Below are 21294 nucleotides of genomic sequence, written 5' to 3'. Positions count from 1 at the left end.
GCGGCAGCGGCCCCTCAGCCTGCTATCAGGATTCGATCCAGTTGTGCGCCTGTGCGATCTCGATGACCCGCCTGCGCACCTGCTTGATCTGGTCGGCGGTCAGACTGCCGCCCACCTCGACCAGTGCCTCGGTGAGCTCCTGCCGGAACTCGGCGGCCGAGAGCACGTCGCACATGGTGTCGTCGCCGTCCGGACCGGCGGAGGGCCGTACGACCGGCGCGGCACGCTCGACAACGCGCACCTCGGAAGCCTTGGGTCCCTTGTCGCCGTACTCGGGAACGAACCGCACCTTGGACCCGGGCTGGAACAGGTGCTTCTCGTCCAGCAGGTCATTGGCGTGCATGAAGACGTCCTCGCCACCGTCGTCCGGAGCGATGAAGCCGTAGCCGCGGAACTCGTCGAAACGCAGAATCTTGCCCGTGGTCGTCACCGTGCTACCCCTACCCCTATACCTCTACCTCGATGATCTCGACCGCGATCGAGGGTGTCCCGACCATGACCGATCGAGGGTGCCCCAACCATGGCACCTGGACGTCAGCGTACAGAAGGAGGCGGCGGGGCTGAAGGGCCGGGGGCGATCACGACGCGCACGCCCCGCCGCACGCCCCAGCGCTCCAACGCGCCCGCCTCCGCCTCCAGCACATGGCGGGACCGCAGCCGGGGCCGCCCGAGCCGCCCGGGGCGCAGGGTGTGGACGTCCAGGACGGTGAGCCGCCGGTCCAGATAGGCGACGTCGATGGCGAACCGCATCCGGAAGGTGTGCACCCCGCTCGCCGGGGTGAGCAGGAGCGCGCCGGTCAGCCCGTCCCGGCCGAGCAGCCCGCGGGCGCGGGCGCGGTAGGAGGCGGCGATGGTGAGCGGAATGCCCTCCACGCGCCCCGCGCTGCCCGCCACGCCCCCCGGGTCCTCCTTCGCGCCGTTCGAGCCGCCGCACGGGCCGCCGTCCGCGCCGTCGGCGCCGCCCACCACGCGCAGCGTCCCCGTACCGTCCCGCCAGCGGCCCATGACCCGCGCCCCCTCCGCCCGTTCCACGCCGTCCGCCCGTCCCGGCAGTGTTCCACCGGCCGGGCGCTTCCGTAGGCTCGGCCCGTGCAACCGCTGCTGATCGTGCTCGCCGCCGCGTACGGCGCGGCCGCCGGGCTGCTCGTACCGCGCCCGCTCTACCGGCTGGCCGTCGAGCCGGAGGAGCCCTGGCGCGGTGCTTGTCCGCGCGGGCACGCGCTCACCGGCCCGGCGCGCGGCTGGCTGGGCCCCGCCCGTTGTACCGGGTGCCGGGACGGCGAGCGGGACTACGGGACGGGCCCGGTGCTCGCCGCCGTGCTCACCGCGCTGGTGTGCGCGGGCCTGGCGGCGGCCGTCGGCGCGCGCCCCGAGCTGGCCGTGTGGCTGCTGCTGGTGCCGCTGGGAGTGCTGCTCACGGCGGTGGACCTGGCGGTCAACCGGCTGCCGGACGTCCTCACCCTGCCCATGGCGGGCGGGGCCGCGGCGCTGCTCGGCGCGGCGGCGCTGCTGCCGCACAGCGCCGGGTCCTGGCCGCGGGCGCTGCTGGGCGGCGCGGTGCTGGGCGGGGCGTATCTGGTGCTGTTCCTGATCAGCCCGAGCGGGATGGGGTTCGGCGACGTCAAGCTCGCGCTGACCCTCGGGGTCGCCCTCGGCTGGTACGGCTGGGACGTGCTCTTCGTGGGCGCCCTCGCCGGGCTGCTGCTGGGCTCCTGCTGCGCCGTGGGCCTGGTGCTGACCCGGCGGGCCGGGCGCCGGACCGCGATGGCGTTCGGCCCGTTCATGATCCTCGGAGCGGGCGTCGGACTGGTGCTGGGGGCGCTCGGCGCCGGATGACATCGGCGCGCGGCAGGCCCACCCCGCCGAGATGCATGGACATCCCCTCACGAAGCGTTATGGTGGAAACCCCCCCTCGGGCCGGTCCGTACTCCCCCCCACGGACCGGCCCGGTCTATTTCGGGCTTCTGGGGCCCAAAAGGGCGGCACATATCCCACACGGTCGGCTACGAAGCGTGACGGAATGCGATCATTCGGTCGCCCCGGTTAGCCAGTCCCCCCGCCCCGCAGTAGGGTGTCGGCCTTGGGGCGGACTGCCATGGCGAGCCATGTGAAGCACTGAGGGGCTGGAAGACGTGAAGTTGCGCGACCTGGTGTACGGGCTCTACGCACGCCGGGTGGAAGGCCGCCTCGATCACGCCCAGGTGCCCAAGCACATCGGAGTCATCCTCGACGGCAACCGCCGCTGGGCCCGCGCCGCCGGCGGCACCGCCGAGCAGGGCCACAAGGCGGGCGCCAGCAAGATCCAGGAGCTGCTCGGCTGGTGCAGCGAGACGGACGTCGAGGTCGTCACGCTCTGGCTGCTCTCCACCGACAACCTGGACCGCCCCGAGAAGGAGCTGGTACCGCTCCTGAGCATCATCGAGGGCGCGGTCCGCGACCTGGCCGCCGACGGCCGCTGGCGGGTGCACCACGTCGGCAACCGCGATCTGCTGCCCTCCCGCACCCAGACGGTCCTCAAGGAGGCCGAGCGGGACACCGAGCACGTCGACGGAATACTGGTCAACGTGGCCGTCGGGTACGGCGGACGGCAGGAGATCGCCGACGCGGTGCGGTCGCTGCTGCTGGACCACGCCACCAAGGGCACCTCGTTCGAGGAGCTCGCCGAGGTCGTCGACATCGACCTCATCTCCGAACACCTGTACACCCGTGGGCAGCCCGATCCGGACCTGGTGATCCGCACCAGCGGTGAGCAGCGGCTCTCCGGCTTCATGCTGTGGCAGAGTGCCCATTCGGAGTACTACTTCTGTGAAGTTTTCTGGCCCGCCTTCCGCAAGGTCGACTTCCTCCGCGCGCTGCGCGACTACGCCGCCCGTCATCGCAGGTACGGCAACTAGTTCCCGTTAGTAGCACCGCAGTTCACCGGCCCGGGGCCGGACGCCGGCCGGCGTCCGGCCCCGGGCCGTGTAGCACGCCGGTTTCACAACGTTCATATCCGCGCCGTCATATGCCGTTGCATGTCCCCGCACGTTCGAGGGAATATCCCTTCCAGGTCGACGCCCTGTCCCACCTGTCCAGTTGGGTGTCGAACTGCCAGCGGACGGCATCGGGCCGTTCGCCCGGGAGGCCCTTTGCACACGGACGACTGTGCGGATCGTGCGTATGACGCGGAGGGCCGGCGCTCGGCCCTCCCAGTGGGGCCTGAGCCCGGTCCGTTCCCCGTCTACGGCGGGGATACCTCACTCCCGCGACGCCGTCGCACCCCAACCTCTCCCGAGGGGGTTCGTCCACCCGTGGTGACCAGCAAGAAACGCCGCGAGCACGACCGGCGCACCTATGTCCTCGACACCAGCGTCCTGCTGGCCGACCCCAATGCCATGGCCCGCTTCGACGAGCACGAAGTCGTGCTGCCGGTCGTGGTGGTCACGGAACTGGAGGCCAAGCGGCACCACCCGGAGCTCGGGTACTTCGCACGGCAGGCGCTGCGCCAGCTGGACGAGTACCGCGTCCATTACGGCCGTCTGGACGCTCCGATCCCGATCGGGGAACTGGGCGGCACCCTGCGTGTCGAGCTCAACCACTCCGACCCGGGCATCCTCCCCGCCGCCTTCCTGACCCATGGCGGCAAGGTGGGGGACAACGACTCGCGGATCCTCGCGGTCGCCAGAAACCTCCAGGCCGAGGGGTACGACGTCACCGTCGTGTCCAAGGACCTGCCACTGCGCATCAAGGCGTCCTCGGTGGGCCTGCTCGCCGAGGAGTACCGCGCGGAGCTGGCGATCACCGATTCGGGCTGGACCGGGATGACGGAGCTCGCCGTCCCGGCCGAACAGGTGGACGACCTGTTCGCCACCGAGACGGCGTACGTCCCCGAGGCGGCCGGACTGCCCGTGCACACGGGCCTGGTGCTCCAGTCCGAGCGCGGTAACGCGCTGGGCCGGGTCACCCCGGACGGCCAGGTGCGGCTGGTGCGCGGCGACCGTGAGGCGTTCGGCATCCACGGGCGCAGCGCGGAGCAGCGCATCGCCCTGGACCTGCTGCTCGACCCCGAGGTCGGCATCATCTCGATGGGCGGCCGGGCCGGTACGGGCAAGTCGGCGCTGGCGCTGTGCGCGGGTCTCGAGGCCGTGCTGGAGCGGCGTCAGCACCGCAAGGTGATGATCTTCCGCCCGCTGTACGCGGTGGGCGGCCAGGAGTTGGGCTATCTGCCCGGCACCGAGGCCGAGAAGATGAGCCCTTGGGCACAGGCGGTCTTCGACACCCTGTCCGCGGTGACCAGCGCCGAGGTGATCGAGGAGGTCGTGGGGCGCGGCATGCTGGAGGTGCTGCCGCTGACGCACATCCGCGGCCGCTCGCTCCATGACGCCTTCGTCATCGTCGACGAGGCCCAGTCGCTGGAGCGGAACGTGCTGCTCACCGTTCTGTCCCGGATCGGCGCCAACTCCCGGGTGGTGCTCACCCACGATGTGGCGCAGCGGGACAACCTCCGCGTCGGGCGGTACGACGGTGTGGTGGCGGTCGTCGAGAAGCTGAAGGGGCATCCGCTGTTCGCGCATGTCACCCTGACCCGCTCCGAGCGTTCGCCGATCGCGGCGCTGGTGACTGAAATGCTGGAGGATGGCCACATCTGAGCCGGTTGAGTCGTTTGCGGCCACAGGGCGCCGCGCGGAAAGGCCAATGAGCTTAGCCGCGCGGCGTCTTGGTGCGCGGGGATTTCCAGAAATCCTAGGGCGTAAACAGGATGTGAGCTTTCACACCTGGCGGGGAATTGCCTAGGGGGCTCCGCGTCCGGCAGTGTGTGGGTTCTGTCAGGCCCCGCATACGGCACACCAGTACCCCCAGCGGTACCGAGCACCAGCAGTATCAGAACTAAACAGCGTTCGCCGTATGCCGCCCGAGCACCTCGAGGATCTCCCGCGGGAGATTCCCACCGGGCCCGTGCCTCCCGTGACCAGTCGACCCCATCGCACTACCGGGGACGGAACAAGGGGAGGCCAGCGCCAGGGGCACGATTGCGCCCGCGAGGTCACCTAAGCGGGCGATGCTGGAAGGAAACCGAGTGAGCCGGATTTCGGTCCGGGGATTCGCAGTGGCTTCGGCCACCGCGGTCACCACTGTGGGCGCCGTCGTCGGCGTCGCCGCGGGCGGACAGCAGCAGCAGGGCTCGTCCGACCCGATCGAGGCGACCGCCGCCGATTCGACGCTCCTTGCGGACATCCCTGCTGGGCAGCAGGCTGTCGCGCAGACCGCATCCCTGACGCAGCAGGCGGACGTCCAGTCCACCGCGGCCGACGCGGAGGCGCGCAAGTCCGCAGAGGAAGCAGCCCGCAAGCAGGCGGCCAAGGACGCGAAGGCCAAGAAGGCCGCCGCGGACAAGGCAGCCGCCGAGAAGCTGGCCAAGCAGCGCGAGGCCAAGGAGAAGAAGGAAGTCGCGAGCCGTTCGGCCACGCGTGACGCCTCCAGCTTCCCCCAGCAGGCTTCGTACACTGTGGCCGAGGTCCAGGCGATGGCACGGCAGATCGTGCCGAGCGGCCAGTTCCAGTGCTTCAGCAACATCGTGGACCACGAGTCCACCTGGAACTACAAGGCCACCAACCCCTCGTCGGGTGCCTACGGCCTGGTGCAGGCGCTGCCGGCCGGCAAGATGGCCTCGGCGGGCGCCGACTGGCAGACCAACCCGGCCACCCAGATCAAGTGGGGCCTGAACTACATGAACGAGCGCTACGGCAGCCCGTGTGACGCTTGGTCGTTCTGGCAGGCCAACGGCCACTACTGAGCCGGTTCCACCGGGCCCCGCCCGGTGGCGGCACAGGATCGAACGCTTCACGAAACCCCCGGCTCAGGTCGGGGGTTTCGCGCATCCTCGGCAGGTAACGTCTCCTTGACGGCCTAGGGGGAAACTGGGGGTAGGAAACGAGAAATGTCCAAATTGCCGCAGTGGGTCGGCAGGCTGGGAACCGGACTTACCCGGCTCGCCCACCGGCTCGAATCCCAACAGGCCGAGATGCGGGGGCGCGAGGGCGACGGCGACACCGGCCCGCGAACGCCACCAGGGCCCGGACCGGGGCCCGAACGGGGAGCTGAACCGAGGCCAGGACCGGGGCCCGGACCATCTGAGGAATGCCCGCGGGGGGGCGCCGAGAGCGCTGAGGGCGCCGAGGGCCGGAAGCGCCCGGAAAGCCCCGGCGGCCCCGAGACCCCGGAGGGCGCCGCCGGGGAGGGCGAGACCGCCCGGCCGGAGCAGCCGGCCAGCGTGCCCGCCCCACCCGCCTACGCCCCCGCCGTCTCCGCCAGACCCGATCCGGTGGCCGCCGTGCCCTGGGGTGTCCGCGTGGCAGCCGAGGCGGCCTGGCGGCTGCTGGTGCTCGGCGGCACGGTGTGGGTGCTCATGCGGGTCATCAGCTCCGTCCAACTGGTGGTGCTGTCCTTCACCGTCGCGATCCTCATCACCGCGCTGCTGGAGCCCACCGTCACCCGGCTGCGCCGGCGCGGTGTGCCGCGCGGGCTGGCCACCGCGCTCACCTTCATCGCCGGCTTCGTCGTCATGGGCCTGGTCGTGTGGTTCGTGGTCTGGCAGGTCATGGAGAACGTCGACGAGGTCTCGGGCGAGGTCCAGGCCGGTATCGACGATCTGCGGCGCTGGCTGCTGCACAGCCCGTTCCATGTGACCGAGAAGCAGATCAACCACGTGGCCAAGAGCCTGCGCGAGGCGGTCGGCGCCAATACCGAGCAGATCACCTCGGCGGGGCTGGAGGGCGTCACGGTCGTCGTCGAGGTGCTGACGGGCATCCTGCTGACGATGTTCTCCACGCTCTTCCTGCTGTACGACGGCCCGAAGATCTGGAACTGGACCCTCAAGCTGGTCCCCGCCCAGGCCCGCGAGGGCGTGGCGGGCGCGGGCCCGCGCGCCTGGTCGACGCTGACCGCGTATGTGCGCGGCACGGTGATCGTGGCGCTGATCGACGCCATCTTCATCGGCGTGGGTCTGTTCTTCCTCGATGTGCCGATGGCCGTGCCACTGGCCGTCTTCATCTTCCTCTTCGCCTTCATCCCGCTGGTGGGCGCGGTGGTCTCCGGCGCGCTCGCGGTGGTCGTGGCGCTGGTCACCCAGGGCGTGTTCACGGGGGCGATGGTGCTGATCGTGGTGCTGGCCGTCCAGCAGATCGAAGGCCATGTGCTCCAGCCGTTCATCCTCGGCCGGGCGGTGCGGGTCCATCCGCTGGCCGTGGTGCTGTCGGTCGCGGCCGGTTCGCTGATCGGCGGCATCGGCGGCGCGGTGGTGGCCGTTCCGCTGGTGGCGGTCGCCAATACGGTCGTCGTCTACTTGCGCGGCTACAGCCAGGAGAACGCACTGCGCGCCGTCCCGGGCCCGCACGGCGCCACCGCCTCCGGTACGGCGCCCACCGCGCCGCCGGGCCTGCCGCCCGGGGAGGGCGGGGACCGATGATCCGCCCCGGTGGCATGGGCCGATGAACGAACACCGAAGGGCGCCCCACCGATCGGTGGGGCGCCCTTCGGGTCTTCCGCGACTAACGGTGCGACCGTGCGCGTCAGCCGCCCGCGGCCAGGACGCCCTCGGCGTCCAGGGTGGCGCCGACCGCCTGCAGCACCGAGGCGATCTTGAACGCTTCCTGGATCGTCTCGCGGTCCACGCCCGCCTTGCGGAGCACCTGCTCATGCGAGTCGAGGCACATTCCGCAGCCGTTGATCGCGGACACGGCGAGCGACCACAGCTCGAAGTCGACCTTCTCCACGCCCGGGTTGCCGATGACGTTCATCCGCAGCCCCGCGCGCAGGTTGCCGTACTCCGGGTCGGACAGCAGATGCCGGGTCCGGTAGTAGACGTTGTTCATCGCCATGATGGCGGCCGCCGACTTGGCGGCGGTGTACGCCTCCGGCGAGAGGTTGGCCTTGGCCTCCGGCTCGAGCTCGGTCAGCACGCGCGCCGAACGCGAGGCGATCGCGCAGGCCAGCACGGTGCCCCACAGCTGCTGCTGCGGAAGCTCGGAGTTGCCGATCACCGAACCGAGGTTCAGCTTGAGGTCCTTGGCGTAGTCCGGCAGCGCGGACTTCAGCTCATCGAGTGCCATGGCGAATCAGCTCACTCTCCCGAGAGGAGGGCCACCGGGTCCAGGGTGTCCTCGCCCTTGCTCCAGTTGCAGGGGCACAGCTCATCGGTCTGCAGGGCGTCCAGCACCCGCAGGACCTCCTTGGGGTTACGGCCCACGGAACCGGCCGTCACCATGGTGAACTGGATCTCGTTGTTCTGGTCCACGATGAACACGGCGCGCTGCGCGAAGCCGTCCTCACCCTCGACGCCGCAGTCGCGCATCAGCTCGTGCTTGGAGTCGGCCAGCATCGGGAAGGGCAGGTCACGCAGGTCGGCGTGGTCCTTGCGCCAGGCGTGGTGGACGAACTCGGAGTCGCCGGAGACACCGAGGATCTGCGCGTCACGGTCGGCGAACTCGTCGTTCAGCTTGCCGAAGGCGGCGATCTCGGTCGGGCACACGAAGGTGAAGTCCTTGGGCCAGAAGAACACCACGCGCCACTTGCCCTCGTAGGACTTGTGGTGGATCTGCTCGAACTCCTTGCCGCTCTCCAGCGACACGCAGGCGGTCAGGTCGTACTCGGGGAACTTGTCACCGACGGTGAGCACGCGTACTCCTTGCAGCTTTCGCATAGGAAAGACCCGCTCGTCCGGGTTTTCCTGGGGTTGGACGGTTCCACCCTGGCACAGAGTGCATTGATCAGTGAAATAGCTACACTCGGTGAGGTTGATTGGAGGTGGCTATCAGTGGCCGCATCACCCACACTGTCCGGCAAACCGCGCCAGCCGAGCATTTCCCAGCTCAGGGCCTTTGTCGCGGTCGCGGAACAGCTGCACTTCCGCGATGCCGCGGCCGCCATCGGGATGAGCCAGCCCGCGCTCTCGGGCGCCGTCGCGGCGCTCGAGGAGGCACTCGGTGTCCAGCTGCTCGAGCGTACGACGCGCAAGGTGCTGCTCAGTCCGGCGGGGGAGCGGCTGGCGGTCCGTGCACGCACCGTGCTCGAAGCGGTCGGGGAGCTGCTGGAGGAGGCCGAGGCGGCACGGGCGCCGTTCACCGGTGTGCTGCGGCTCGGGGTGATCCCGACCGTGGCGCCGTATCTGCTGCCGACCGTGCTGCGGCTGGTGCATCAGCGCTACCCCCGGCTCGATCTCCAGGTGCACGAGGAGCAGACCGCCTCGCTGCTGGAGGGGCTGGCCCACGGCCGTCTGGATCTGCTGCTGCTCGCGGTGCCGCTCGGCGCGCCCGGAGTGGTCGAAATGCCGCTGTTCGACGAGGACTTCGTGCTGGTCACCCCGCGGGACCACTGGCTGGGCGGGCGCGATGACATCCCCCGCGAGGCGCTCAAGGAACTGGATCTGCTGCTGCTCGACGAGGGCCACTGCCTGCGCGACCAGGCGCTGGACATCTGCCGTGAGGCGGGCCGCACCGAGGGCGCCCCGGTGACCACCAGCGCCGCCGGGCTCTCCACCCTGGTGCAGCTGGTCGCGGGCGGGCTCGGGGTGACGCTGCTGCCCCGCACCGCGCTCCGGGTGGAGACCGCGCGCAACGACCATCTGGCCACCGGCGACTTCGCCGATCCGGCGCCCGCCCGCCGGATAGCCCTGGCCATGCGGGCGGGCGCGGCGCGCACGGAGGAGTTCGAGGCGTTCGCGGAGGCGCTGCGGGAGGCGCTGCGGCCGCTGCCGGTGCGGATCGCCCGGGGGTGAGTGTCAGGGGCGCCCGGCTGCCAGGACCGCTTCCACGTCCAGGGTGACCTCGGCGCCGATCGACTCCGGGAGGGTGATGTGCTCACCCGGGGCGCAGACGCGATGGTGGTTGTATTCGTTGGCGATCGGATCCGTCAGGACGTGGATGCGCTGCTTCGTGCGGTTGACGATCACGTAGACGGGGATCTTGGCGATCGCGTAGGCGGTGACTTTCGTCTTCAGGTCGTTGCCGAGGTTGCTCGAGGTGACCTCCAGGACCAGACGGAAGATCGTGGGGTCGTAGCAATTGTGCTCGATGCAGTGGTCCCGGTAGTCGGCATCGACCACGGCAAGGTCCGGTACGGCGTAGTCGAAGGGGCCGTCGGGGAGCCACACGCCCGAACCCTGGACCACTCGCGTCAGCTTGCCGTGGGCGGGCGCGAAGGCAAACGTGAGGTCGGTCAGCGAATCCCCGTGAGGCATGTCGGGCGGTGGCGTCACGGTGATTTCTTCCCCGATGATCTCGACGCGGTAGCCGGGGAGCATGGCGGAGATCCGCTCGGCTTCTTCGAGCAGGTTCCGCTCCGGGCCGTCACAGGGGTACTCGACCGCTGCGGCAGACATGGCACCTCCTGGTGGCTGGTGTCGAGACCATCATCGTAGGGCGAGAGCTGCGGAAACGTCCCGTCCATCGGAGTTCACCCGCACGGGTGGCATAACCACCAAAAACCCGGGCCGGGGGCCGTTCCGCAGGCGGAAGCGGCTCCCGGTCCGGGATCGGGGTGGGCGGCGGCCTACTCCGTCCGCAACCCCTCCGGCCGCATCATCCGCCACAGCGGCGGCAGGCTGACCAGGGTCACCAGCAGGATGACCCCGCCGCCGATGCCGGTCATGGTGGCGAGCCCGGTCCAGTCCACGGCCAGCGGCCGGCCGACCATCTTCAGCAGCGTCACGCCCAGCGCCAGCCCTCCCGCGATCGACAGCGCCAGCCCCAGCACCACCGGGACCGCGGTCTGCCACAGCACGGACCAGCTGAGCGTGGTGCGCCGGGTGCCGAAGGCGACCAGGACGGACAGCAGCCGCTTGCGGTCGCGGAGCTGTTCCAGGGTGGTCACGATCATGCTGGCCCCGATGAGCAGCAGGGTCGCGGTGGCGCCGATGAACAGGGCCTTGCGGATGACCGTGAACGCATCCGACTGGGCGGTGCTGGTGAGCTGCATGACATCGATCGTCGGGGAGAGCACCGCGCTGGCGTTGCGCACATACTCGACCCCGTCCGGCACCTTCGGGTCCAGCCGGATCATGGCCGCCGCCTGGGGGTCCGGCAGGTCGGCGACATCGAAGGCGCCGGGGGTGGCGAAGATGCCGGTGCGTTCGCCTCCCACCGGGTCCTGCCGGGGCTTCACGTTCGTGGCCGAGCGGGGGATCGTCCACAGCTTCTTCTTGCTCAGGTCCGGCTGACCATCGTCGCCGTAGGCGAGGTTGACCTGGGCGCCCGGTTTGGCGAAGCCCTCCCCTTCCCCGTAGTAGCTGGGCGAATCGGCGAGGAAGACATCGCCGTTCTTACAGCTGGTGATGCGGACCACCTCGCGGAGCGTGGTGCAGTCGGCGACGGTGATGGCCTCTTCCGGGTACGTCGACGGGTCGTCCTTGCTGCGGTGCACATCGGAGACGTAGTCCTCGGTGACACCGAGCAGATCGCGTACGCCCTTGGTCGTGCGGTACCGGTCGAAGGCGTCGCGGGCTTGGGTGCCGTTGGCCACCGGGACGTTCGCCATCAGCTGGGCGCGGGTCGGGTCCTGGCCGGTGGACGTGGCGTCCTCGGCCTGCACGCTGGCGAAGAGCATCTGGAGCGCGAGGGCTCCGGCGACGGCGACCGTGATGCCGCTGACGGCGCGCGAGGCGGTGCCGCTGCTGAGCTGGAGCCGGCGGGTGGCGAGCTGCCAGGGCACCGAGCCCCTGCCGCCGAAGCGTTCCACCACGGCCTCGACGACCCAGGGCAGCAGCGCGGTGATGCCGAGGAGCAGCAGGACGGCACCGGCCGCGGCCTGGTATGCCTGCAAGTCGCTCCCTCCTCCGCTGCCGGCCCCGAAGCCGCCCGCGAGCGGCAGCAGCAGGGCCAGGCCCAGGAGCGGCAGGAGCAGCCGCCACCACAGACGGCGGCGCTTGGGCGTGGCGTTCCGCACGACCCCCAGCGGTTCGATGGCGATGCCGCGCAGGGCGACCAGCGTGACCATGACGGCCGAGGCGGGCACGGCCGCCGCGATCGCCAGGGCGAGCGGGGCGCTCGGCACGATGTCGGACGCGAAGAAGCTGATGCCCCAGACGTCGACGCCGCTGACCAGCTCCCGCACCAGCAGGAACATCCCGGTGCCGACCGCGAGCCCGAGGAGCGAGCCGAAGAGCGACTCACCGGCGGCGATCCGCCGGGTCATATGGATGTCCGCGCCGACCAGCCGCAGCGCGGCCAGCCGCCGGTCGCGCCGCTCACCGCCGAAGCGGGCCGCGGTGGCGATGAAGATGAGCACCGGCAGCAGCAGCACCACACAGCCCACGATGATCAGCAGCAGCAGCGCGGGGTCCAGGGGCTCGCTTTTGCCCTTCTTCTCCTTGCCCCAGTGGTCGATGTGATAGCCGGAGCTGACGTGGCCGAACGCCTTCTGGGAGATCCCCGCGTAGTAGGTGAGTTCGGTCGGGCCGGACAGGCCGCTGTCGCCGATCACCCCGATGGTGCGGTACGGGAAGCGGTCCCGGAGCAGCTTCCCCTCGTCGGAGCCGAGGAGCTTCTTCAGCGCCGGGGACACCCACATCTCACCGGCGGCCGGTATCCGGTCGATGCCCGGGGGCAGGGGCGGGGTGCCCTTGCCGTCGGGGGCCATGACCATGCCGCCGATGTCCCGGTCGCGATAGGTGGTGCCCGCGTCGCCGAGCCGGAGAGTATCCGGGCCGGGCTTCACCTCGGTGTCCCCGAAGTTGAGCGCGGAGCGGGCGTCGCCCCGATCATTGCGCTCCTGGTACATGTTGGGGACGGAGGAGGCCAGCAGCAACAACGCCACCCCCAGACCGACGCCCACCGCCGTCATGATCGTCCTGGCCCAGCTCTCCCGGCCGCCGGTGACCGCGAACCGGCCGCCCATGGCCAGATCGGCGGCCCAGCGGGCGACGGAGACACGGGAGCGGGGCTCCACCGCCGGGGCGTCCTGGCCGCTCATCGGACCCCTGCCATATCGCGGGCCTTGCCGTCGCGGACGACGACCTCGCGGTCGGAGTAGGCGGCGACCCGGGCCTCATGGGTGACCAGCACCACGGCGGTACGGGACTCCCGGGCGGCCTCGGTCAGCAGCTCCATCACCCGCTCCCCGTTGAGCGAGTCCAGCGCACCGGTCGGCTCGTCGGCGAACAGCACCCGCGGCCCGGTGACCAGCGACCGGGCGACGGCGACCCGCTGCCCCTGGCCGCCGGAGACCTCGCCGGGCCGCTTGTGCGCCACATCGGCGACCTCGAGCTGCTCCATCCATGCCGACGCCCGGGCCTCGGCCTCCTTGCGCTTGGTGCCGTTCAGCCGCAGCGGCAGCGCGACGTTCTCCACACAGCTCAGCTCGGGGACGAGCTGGCCGAACTGGAAGACGAAGCCGAACTCGCCGCGGCGCAGACCGCTGCGCTCGGCGTCCGACAGGGTGGTCAGCTCGCGCCCGTTGTAGTGGACGGAGCCGGAGTCCGGCTTCACGATCCCGGCGAGGCAGTGCAGCAGCGTCGACTTGCCCGAGCCGGAGGGGCCCATGACGGCGACGACCTCGCCGGGGTGGATGGAGAAGTCGGCACCGTCCAGGGCGGGGGTGCGACCGTACGTCTTGTGCAGGGACGTGGCGATCAGCAAGGAGCCTGCCGGGGTCATGAGCGCACCGCCTTGGCGAGTTGGCCGAGGCGGGCGGCGGTGAGTTCCAGCCAGCGCAGATCGGCCTCGAGATGGAAGAGGGCGTGGTCGCAGATGAGTTGGTCGCTGAGGTCGCCGCCGCGCTTGCGCTGCGTCAGATCGCGCATCAGCCGCAGATGTTCGGCGCGCTGGACGTCCAGGAGATCGGCCGCGTCACGCCCGGTGAGCAGGGCGATGACGACCTTGGTGTAGAGGACCGACTGGAGGTACGGCTCGGGCTTCTCGGGCTGGGTGAGCCAGCTCTCCACATCGGTGATGCCCGCGTCGGTGATGGCGTAGCGCTTGCGCTCCGGGCCGCCGCCGTGCTCGATGCCGTCGACCTCCACCAGGCCGTTCTTCAGGAGCCGGGACATGGTCGAGTAGACCTGCCCGTAGTGCAGCGGGCGGTCGTGTCCAAATCTTTCGTCGAAGGCTCGCTTGAGGTCATAGCCGTGGCGCGGGCCGCCCTCGAGGAGTCCGAGCAGGGTGTGGCCAATTGACATGCCCAGCACTCTACACCATGCGTATACCTGGAGTGTATAGCTGTGATGGTGGGTGCGTTACCGCAGGTCAGTGAGGTGTGGCAGGGGTCAGGGTCGGTTCGGCTCGTGGCCGGTGCCCTCCGGGCCCTCGGTGGGGTCCGCGCCCTCGGTGCCCTCGGCGGGCCGCCGCGGCGGGCGGCCCCGGCGCGGGATCGGGCGCGCCGCGCCGGGCAGCCGGCCCGCGTCCGCGAGCGCCTTGCGCAGCAGGAACTCGATCTGCGCGTTGGCGCTGCGCAGTTCGTCGTTGGCCCAGCGCGCGAGGGCGTCATGGACGGCCGGGTCGAGCCGCAGCAGCATCTGTTTACGCTGCCGCGGCTGCCGTGCCTTCCGCTCGCTCTCGTCCGTCACTGGTACAGCGTGCCGGTGTTCAGAACGGGCTGCGGGGAGCGGTCCCCGCAGAGCACCACCATCAGATTGCTGACCATCGCGGCCTTGCGCTCCTCGTCCAGCGCCACGATCTCCTCCTCGGCGATCCGGGCCAGTGCCGCCTCGACCATGCCGACCGCGCCGTCCACGATCTGCCGGCGCGCGGCCACCACCGCGCCCGCCTGCTGGCGCTGGAGCATCGCGGAGGCGATCTCCGGGGCGTAGGCGAGGTGGGTGAAGCGGGATTCGATGATGTGGACCCCGGCCGCCTCGACCCGGGCGTGCAGTTCGATCGCGAGCTTCTCGGTGATCTCCTCGGCGTTGCCGCGCAGCGAGAGGGCGCCCTCCTCATGGGCGTCGTACGGGTACTCGATGGCGATGTGCCGGACGGCGGCCTCGGTCTGGGTGGCGACGAACTCCAGGAAGTCGTCCACCTCGAACATCGCCTGGGCGGTGTCCTCGACCTTCCAGACGACGACCGCGGCGAGCTCGATCGGGTTGCCGTAGGCGTCGTTGACCTTGAGCACCGCGGTCTCGTGGTTGCGCACCCGGGTGGAGATCTTCTCCCGGCTGGTGAGCGGGTTCACCCAGCGCAGCCCGTCGGTGCGGATGGTGCCGCGGTAGCGGCCGAAGAGCTGGACCACCCGGGCCTCGCCGGGCGCGATGGTGTTGAGGCCGCACATGGTGAGGATCGCGGCGATGATCACCACGATGCCGGAGACGATCAGCAGCGTGGACCAGGCGCCCTTGTGTCCGGCTGCGACGGCGGCGCCCGCGAGGATCAGCCCGACGCCGCCCGCGAGTCCGGCCAGGCCCCCGAGCAGGGCCAGCCCGCCGCTGACGTTGTGCGCGGGCCGCTCCCGGACCCGCGGTTCCGGGAGGGACGGTATGTCGGCCTGTTCGGTCACGGAGTCGGTTGAGGTGGCGTCGGACATGGAGGGCTCCCCGTTTCGTTCGGTGGTGCGTCTAGCAAAGTGATAGCACATTACGGGTCGGTGGCAACCCTTGAGGCCCGTAAGCCGTCAGTTCCCTTGGAGTGGGTGCTTTTTGTCACCTTCGGAAAAAGCTAGATCGATGGGCATTTGAGGGTTGTTGCGGTGTTAGTTTCATGAGCTGGCCTGGGGGGCTTACGGACTGGAGCGGCGGGAGCGATGGGTAGAGCGGAAGAGCGACGCGCGCGGCAGAAGGGCGCTCGCAGAGCCAAGCGGGCGGCGAAGTCGGGGGGCATACGCCGCTTCTTCACCTGGAAGTGGCTGCTGGGGTACGTCCTGGGGCTCGGTGCGCTGCTCGTCGGGGCGTTCTTCGTCCTCTATCTGCTGGTGGAGGTTCCGCCTGCGAACGCCGCGGCCAAGGCCGAGGCCAACGTCTACAAGTACAGCGACGGCTCGATCATGGCGAAGGAGGGCAAGGTCAACCGCGAGTCGGTGCCTCTGTCCAAGATCCCCAAGAAGGTGCAGCACACCTTTGTCGCCGCCGAGAACAAGGACTTCTACGGTGACTCCGGCGTCTCGTTCACCGGCACCGCCCGCGGTCTCATCAACACCGCGCTGGGCCGGGGCAAACAGGGCGGTTCGACCATCACCCAGCAGTACGTCAAGAACTACTACCTGAGCCAGGAACAGACCGTCAGCCGCAAGCTGAAGGAACTGGTGATCTCGCTCAAGGTCGACCAGCAGAAGTCCAAGGACTACATCCTCGCGGGCTACATCAACACCAGCTACTACGGCCGCGGCGCCTACGGCATCCAGGCCGCCGCCCGCGCGTACTACAACAAGGACGTCGAGGACCTCAGCGTCGAGCAGGGCGCCTATCTCGCGTCGGTGCTCCAGGCGCCCAGCCAGTACGACTGGTCGGCGGCGGGCCCCAAGGGCAAGCGGCTGGTGAAGGCGCGCTGGAACTACGTCCTCAACAACATGGTCGAGAAGGACTGGCTGCCCAAGAGCGAGCGCGAGGGCATGAAGTTCCCCGTGCCCATCGAGCCCCGCCCCATCCCGGGTCTCGACGGCCAGGCGGGCTACTTCATCAAAGCTGCCAAGGACGAGCTGTTCAAGGCCGGGGTGGACGAGAAAGAGTTCGAGGCCGGCGGCTGGACGGTCACCCTCAACATCGACAAGAAGAAGCAGAAGGCGCTGGAGAAGGCGGTCCGCACCGAGCTGACGTCCAAGCTGGACCCGAAGAAGCGCAAGGTCGACGGCGACGCTCAGGTGGGCGCGGTCTCGGTGGACCCCAAGTCCGGTGGCATCGTGGCGATGTACGGGGGCGCGGGCTACACCGAGCACTGGACCAGCAACGCCACCCGTTCTGACTACCAGCCCGCCTCCACCTTCAAGCCGCTGATCCTGGCCGCGGGGCTGGAGAACGGCTCCACCACCCAGGACAGCACCCCGATCACGGCGAGCACCATCTACGACGGCACCAGCAGACGGCCCGTCAAGGGCAGTGACACCGCCTTCGCCCCGCCGAACGAGGACAACAAGTCCTACGGCCCCATCTCCGTCCAGAAGGCCATGAACAACTCCGTCAACTCCGTCTTCGCGCAGATGGCGGTGGACGTGGGCCTGGACAAGGTGAAGAACACCGCCATCGACCTGGGCATGAGCAAGGACGCGGGTGGCTTCGACGTGCGCCCCGCGATGTCCCTGGGCGTGATGGGCGCCAGCCCCAAGGAGATGGCCGGGGTCTACGCGACCCTCGACAACCACGGCAAGAAGGTCACTCCGGCGATCGTGAAGTCCGCCGAGAAGGGCGACGAGCGGCCCCAGCTGCCCGATCCCACCAACGGCCAGGCGATCAGCCGCGGCGCCGCCGACTCCGTCACCTCCGTCCTCACCGGGGTGGTCGACGACGGCACCGGCCAGGCCGTGCGGCAGCAGGGCCAGGCGGTCGCGGGCAAGACCGGCACCTCGGACGACAACAAGTCGGCCTGGTTCACCGGCTACACTCCCGATCTGGTCACCTCGGTCGGCATGTTCGGCGAGCTGAAGGGCGTCGGCAAGCAGGTCTCGCTCAAGGGCACCGCGGGCGGCGGCCGCGTCAACGGCGGTGACTTCCCGGCCAGGATCTGGGCCGCGTACACCGAGTCCGCGCTGCGCGGCGAGAAGGCCTCGAAGTTCGACCTGGACACCGACATGGGGGCGGCGGTCAAGCCGCCCACGTCGCCGAGTACGAGCGCCACCTCGGAGTCGCCCTCGTCCAGCCCGTCCTCGTCCCCGTCGAACAGCGAGTCGCCCTCCTCGTCCCCGTCGTCCAGCCCGTCGTCCAGCGCGTCGTCAAGCGCCTCGTCATCGGCGTCGCCCTCGGGCGACGCCGACTCCCCGAGCCCGCCCGACCCGTCGAGCTCGGCCTCGGGCGACGACGACGGTGGCGGCATCCTCCGCAGAGACCAGGAGTGACGGCCGGTGCGGGCGTGCCGAGGGCGCGCCCGCACCGGACCGCGGGGCCGCATCGCCGTACGGCCGTCAGAAGTTCTCCTCCAGCTGGCTCTTCAGCATCGCGAGGGCGAAGAAGCCGTAGAAGCCGATGGCCAGCAGCATCATGCCCAGCCGTGGCCCCCGCAGCCGTACGGCGGCCGGCAGATCGCGGCGGTTGAGCCGGATCAGCAGCGCCGTGTAGACGAGGGTGACGATGGAGGCGGTGCAGGTGGAGATGGTCAGCAGCACGATCGGCTGGTTCACCCCGGACAGCAGGATCGCCGAGCCGATGGCGACCTCGGCCCACACCACCGCGAAGTACAGCCGACCCTCGGTCCAGAAGGCCGAATCCCGCAGGTAGTTGCGCTTGGTGAAGTCGCTGACCACCCGTCCGATGATGTCGAGCAGGCCGATGGAGGCGGCCCAGAGCGAGACCGTCGCCACCGCGAAGAAAAGGATCTTCAGCCAGTCGCCCACCTGCTGCCCCAGGAGATCGCCCTGGAGCCGCAGGAACTCCGGGCTGTTCTCCACGTCGTCGCGTCCGAAGAGGGTTTCGTACGCGAGCATGCTCATCAGCCCGATGGTCACCAGGCAGATCACGAAGAACGACACGATGTGCTCGGTGTTGGCCCGCCGCCACCACACCCGCCAGCGGGCCAGATTGGCCTCGTCCTGCGGAAAGGCGTAGCGGTCGGCGCCCGATGCCTCCGACTGGCCGGTGATCGGGGAGACCAGCTTGGGGACATGGGCGCCCATGCCGTAGCCCTTGTCGCGGATCCAGTTGCTGAGCACCAGGTTGTGCACCCCGCCCGCCCCGGCGGCACCCAGCGCGCTGAGGATCATGGTGAAGGTGATGCCGCCCGGGATCCGTCCGGCGCCGGTGACGGTCTTCTCGCCCGCCGTGGTCCAGGTGTGCCAGCCGATGACGGCGACCGCGACGACGGCGAGGAAGAACAGCGTCAGGATGACCTTGACCAGCTCGACCTTCTCGATCGTGCGGTAGACCACCGGTGAGACGGTTAGCACCACCCCGAAGCCCACCAGCGAGCCCACGGTGATCCAGACGACATCGCCGCCGCCGGTCAGATAGGTGAGCACGGTCGATCCGGAGGTGGCCCAGCCCGGCCAGACGTACTGGAACGCCCCGGCCAGGCAGATCAGGATGCCCCACGCCTTGGACCAGCGGGAGAAACCGGCGACCACGGTCTGCCCGGTGGCCAGGGTGTAGCGCTCGATCTCCAGGTTGATCACCGTCTGGATGGCCAGGGTGACCACCGCGAGCCAGAGCAGCCCGAGCCCGCCGACCGAGGTCAGATACGGCCAGAGGATGATCTCGCCCGCCGCCATGCCGATCCCGACGGCGACGACCCCCGGTCCGACCATCGTGCGCAGCGGTGGTGGATCGGGCAGATCGAGACAGTCGGGCGGGGCGGTGGTGGGGGACGGGCGCTGGGCGGACGGTGTCGACGACGCTGACGACATGGCGGCTCCTCGGGGGACGGCGAGGCCGTTTCCGGACGGGGGGATTGGGGGGTTCAGCGGGTGCGGGCGTGCTGGGCGGCCAGGCGTACGGGCGCGTTGGCCGCGCCATAGCCCTGGTAGCCGTCGATCCGCTGGACGATCTCGAAGAAGACCCGGCCGACGGTGGCCGTGTACAGGTGCAGGAAGGCGCCGCTGTCGTCCCGGTCGTAGAGCAGGCCGAGTTCCCGCAGGGTGCGATGGAGCCCGGGGTCGAGCTCATGGCGCGCTTCGAGGTCGTCGTAGTAGTTGTCGGGGATGGGCAGCAGGGGCGCGCCGCGTTCCCGCAGCCGGCGCGCGGTGGCGACGATGTCCCGGCTGTGCAGCGCGATGTGCTGCCACAGCGAGCCGGACGGGCCCGAACCCGGGCGGATCTGGGCGACGTTGAGCGCGAGCCGTACCGAGCCGTCGGCCCCTGAGACGGCCCGGCTGCGCAGCAGCCCGTACGGATCGGCCAGTTCCAGGGACTCGTGCGGCCGCAGTCCCAGGACGGCGCGGTAGAACAGCGAGGCCTCGTCGAAGTGGTGCCGGGGCTGGGTGAGCGCCACATGGTCGATGTGGGTGATCCCGGCGGGGGAGGCGGAGGCGGCGCGCGGGGTGAAGTCGCCGGTCCAGCTGGGGTGGTCGGGGTGTTCGGTGCGGCAGAAGAAGAGCTCGGTGGAGTCGGGCGCGGCGACCGCGTCCAGCGGGGCGTCCGCGACGGCCCGGTGGCGCGGCAGTACGGGGGCGAGCAGGGCCCGCGCCCGGCCCGCGGAGGCGGCCGGGTCGGGGGTCTCCAGGCCGATGGCGGCGAGTGCCGGTTCGGGGTGCCCGGTGGCGGCGTCGAGGCCGGAGTTGAGGACGATACGGGCGTCGCCCTGCTCCCAGAGCTCCACGGGCTTGGAGTGGTGGCGGCCGGTGCGGGCGAAGCCCAGCCCGGTCAGGAGCGCGGGCAGCTCGGGGCCGGTGGAGGCCAGTTCGGCGAAGGCGAAGCCGGTGGGGACGACGGGGGCGGGCAGATCGGTCCGGCCCGCGGCCTCCTCCAGGGCGATCAGCGAGCGCAGCGCGTCCACGGCGGTACGGGCGGTGTCGCCCTGCCGGAAGACGTCGTTGAAGACCTCCAGGGACAGCGGCCCGTCGTAGCCGGCCCGCAGGACGTGCTCCAGCAGCCCGGCCACGTCGAGGCCGCCCTGGCCGGGGAAGCAGCGGTAGTGGCGGCTCCACTGGAGGACGTCCATGGCCATCAGCGGGGCGTCGGCGAGCTGGAGGAAGAAGATCTTCTCGCCGGGGATCTCCTCGATGCCCTTGGGGTCCGAGCCGCGCGAGAGGATGTGGAAGCTGTCCAGGCAGGTGCCGAGCGCCGGGTGGTCGGCCTGCCGGACGATCCGCCAGGCGTGGTCGTAGGTGTTCACATGGCGCCCCCAGGCCAGCGCCTCGTAGGCGATGCGGATGCCGTGGGCGGCGGCCCGTTCGGCCAGCAGCCGCAGCTGTTCGGCGGCGAGGGCGTCGTTGTCGAGGGCGGCGGGGGAGACGCTGGAGCACACCAGCATCAGATCCGCCCCGAGCCGCTCCATGACCGCGAACTTCTTCTCGGCCCGGCGCAGCGTGCGGGCCAGGAGGTCCTCGGGCACGGCTTCGACGTCGCGGAACGGCTGGAAGAGGTCGATGGTGAGGCCGAGTTCGGCGGCCCGGTCCCGGATCTGCTCCGGTGACAGCGGGCTGGCCAGCAGGTCGTTCTCGAAGATCTCGACCCCGTCGAAACCGGCGGCGGCGATGGCGGTGAGCTTCTCCTCGAGGGTGCCGCTGAGACACACGGTGGCGATGGACTTGCGCATG

The 21294-nt window shown here is 70.2% G+C and carries 19 protein-coding genes; 7 read left to right on the top strand and 12 right to left on the bottom strand.

The features are described 5' to 3' along the window. Positions 1-25: 25 nt before the first annotated feature. Both ACMTAK_RS19695 and ACMTAK_RS19690 read right to left on the bottom strand, forming a co-directional pair. Entirely contained in the window at positions 26-430 is a 405-nt protein-coding gene (locus tag ACMTAK_RS19695) for a cold-shock protein (RefSeq protein ID WP_262702985.1), read from the bottom strand. Between the two features lie 104 nt (positions 431-534). Then, positions 535-1005, bottom strand: coding sequence for a DUF192 domain-containing protein (locus ACMTAK_RS19690; protein ID WP_413812938.1), 471 nt, complete (start codon positions 1003-1005; stop codon positions 535-537). A gap of 84 nt (positions 1006-1089) precedes the next feature. On the opposite strand from ACMTAK_RS19690, the gene ACMTAK_RS19685 reads away from it, so the two are divergent. From ACMTAK_RS19685 to ACMTAK_RS19665, 5 genes are all read left to right on the top strand, one after another. Beyond that, complete coding sequence (locus tag ACMTAK_RS19685; protein ID WP_413807434.1) at positions 1090-1836, top strand: prepilin peptidase; 747 nt, start codon at positions 1090-1092, stop codon at positions 1834-1836. Between the two features lie 296 nt (positions 1837-2132). Next, a complete protein-coding gene (locus tag ACMTAK_RS19680; protein ID WP_413807433.1) occupies positions 2133-2894 on the top strand; it encodes an isoprenyl transferase in 762 nt (253 codons plus the stop codon). Between the two features lie 396 nt (positions 2895-3290). Beyond that, a complete protein-coding gene (locus ACMTAK_RS19675) occupies positions 3291-4628 on the top strand; it encodes a PhoH family protein (RefSeq protein WP_413807432.1) in 1338 nt (445 codons plus the stop codon). A 428-nt stretch (positions 4629-5056) separates the two neighbouring features. After that, positions 5057-5773: an aggregation-promoting factor C-terminal-like domain-containing protein gene (locus ACMTAK_RS19670; protein ID WP_461773812.1), complete on the top strand. Its 717-nt coding sequence runs from the start codon at positions 5057-5059 to the stop codon at positions 5771-5773. Between the two features lie 144 nt (positions 5774-5917). Then, complete coding sequence (locus ACMTAK_RS19665; RefSeq protein ID WP_413807430.1) at positions 5918-7444, top strand: AI-2E family transporter; 1527 nt, start codon at positions 5918-5920, stop codon at positions 7442-7444. Between the two features lie 103 nt (positions 7445-7547). On the opposite strand, the gene ACMTAK_RS19660 is transcribed toward ACMTAK_RS19665, so the two are convergent. Next, positions 7548-8087 carry an alkyl hydroperoxide reductase gene (locus ACMTAK_RS19660; RefSeq protein WP_138914026.1) on the bottom strand — a complete coding sequence of 180 codons (540 nt, stop codon included), beginning with the start codon at positions 8085-8087 and terminating at the stop codon, positions 7548-7550. A gap of 11 nt (positions 8088-8098) precedes the next feature. Continuing rightward, positions 8099-8653: a peroxiredoxin gene (locus tag ACMTAK_RS19655; protein WP_413807429.1), complete on the bottom strand. Its 555-nt coding sequence runs from the start codon at positions 8651-8653 to the stop codon at positions 8099-8101. A gap of 138 nt (positions 8654-8791) precedes the next feature. On the opposite strand from ACMTAK_RS19655, the gene ACMTAK_RS19650 reads away from it, so the two are divergent. Further along, positions 8792-9751 (top strand): hydrogen peroxide-inducible genes activator, encoded by a 960-nt coding sequence (locus ACMTAK_RS19650; RefSeq protein WP_413807428.1) that lies wholly within the window; start codon positions 8792-8794, stop codon positions 9749-9751. Between the two features lie 3 nt (positions 9752-9754). On the opposite strand, the gene ACMTAK_RS19645 is transcribed toward ACMTAK_RS19650, so the two are convergent. The 6 genes from ACMTAK_RS19645 to ACMTAK_RS19620 form a co-directional block, all read right to left on the bottom strand. Then, positions 9755-10354, bottom strand: a complete 600-nt coding sequence (locus ACMTAK_RS19645) for a Uma2 family endonuclease (protein ID WP_413807427.1) — start codon at positions 10352-10354, stop codon at positions 9755-9757. Positions 10355-10524: 170 nt separating this feature from the next. Then, positions 10525-12942, bottom strand: coding sequence for an FtsX-like permease family protein (locus tag ACMTAK_RS19640; RefSeq protein WP_413807426.1), 2418 nt, complete (start codon positions 12940-12942; stop codon positions 10525-10527). Next, positions 12939-13625: an ABC transporter ATP-binding protein gene (locus ACMTAK_RS19635; RefSeq protein WP_413807425.1), complete on the bottom strand. Its 687-nt coding sequence runs from the start codon at positions 13623-13625 to the stop codon at positions 12939-12941. The genes ACMTAK_RS19640 and ACMTAK_RS19635 overlap by 4 nt, the downstream gene beginning before the upstream one ends. Then, complete coding sequence (locus ACMTAK_RS19630; protein ID WP_262702997.1) at positions 13622-14146, bottom strand: PadR family transcriptional regulator; 525 nt, start codon at positions 14144-14146, stop codon at positions 13622-13624. Before ACMTAK_RS19630 ends, ACMTAK_RS19635 begins: the two co-directional genes overlap by 4 nt. Before the next feature lie 87 nt (positions 14147-14233). Beyond that, positions 14234-14482, bottom strand: coding sequence for a type II toxin-antitoxin system antitoxin (locus ACMTAK_RS19625; protein WP_413812937.1), 249 nt, complete (start codon positions 14480-14482; stop codon positions 14234-14236). Between the two features lie 47 nt (positions 14483-14529). Continuing rightward, entirely contained in the window at positions 14530-15486 is a 957-nt protein-coding gene (locus ACMTAK_RS19620) for an SPFH domain-containing protein (RefSeq protein ID WP_413807424.1), read from the bottom strand. 216 nt (positions 15487-15702) lie between these two features. On the opposite strand from ACMTAK_RS19620, the gene ACMTAK_RS19615 reads away from it, so the two are divergent. Next, entirely contained in the window at positions 15703-17943 is a 2241-nt protein-coding gene (locus ACMTAK_RS19615) for a transglycosylase domain-containing protein (RefSeq protein ID WP_413807423.1), read from the top strand. A gap of 66 nt (positions 17944-18009) precedes the next feature. On the opposite strand, the gene ACMTAK_RS19610 is transcribed toward ACMTAK_RS19615, so the two are convergent. Both ACMTAK_RS19610 and ACMTAK_RS19605 read right to left on the bottom strand, forming a co-directional pair. Further along, a complete protein-coding gene (locus ACMTAK_RS19610; RefSeq protein WP_413807422.1) occupies positions 18010-19443 on the bottom strand; it encodes an Nramp family divalent metal transporter in 1434 nt (477 codons plus the stop codon). Between the two features lie 53 nt (positions 19444-19496). Beyond that, positions 19497-21293, bottom strand: a complete 1797-nt coding sequence (locus ACMTAK_RS19605) for a bifunctional sugar phosphate isomerase/epimerase/4-hydroxyphenylpyruvate dioxygenase family protein (protein WP_413807421.1) — start codon at positions 21291-21293, stop codon at positions 19497-19499. Position 21294: the final 1 nt, after the last annotated feature.

The organism is Streptomyces lacaronensis (genome assembly GCF_047337785.1).
In the GTDB taxonomy this organism is placed as follows: domain Bacteria; phylum Actinomycetota; class Actinomycetes; order Streptomycetales; family Streptomycetaceae; genus Streptomyces; species Streptomyces lycopersici.
Note: the sequence above shows the minus strand (reverse complement) of the source record. Positions and strands in the feature narration are given on the sequence as shown.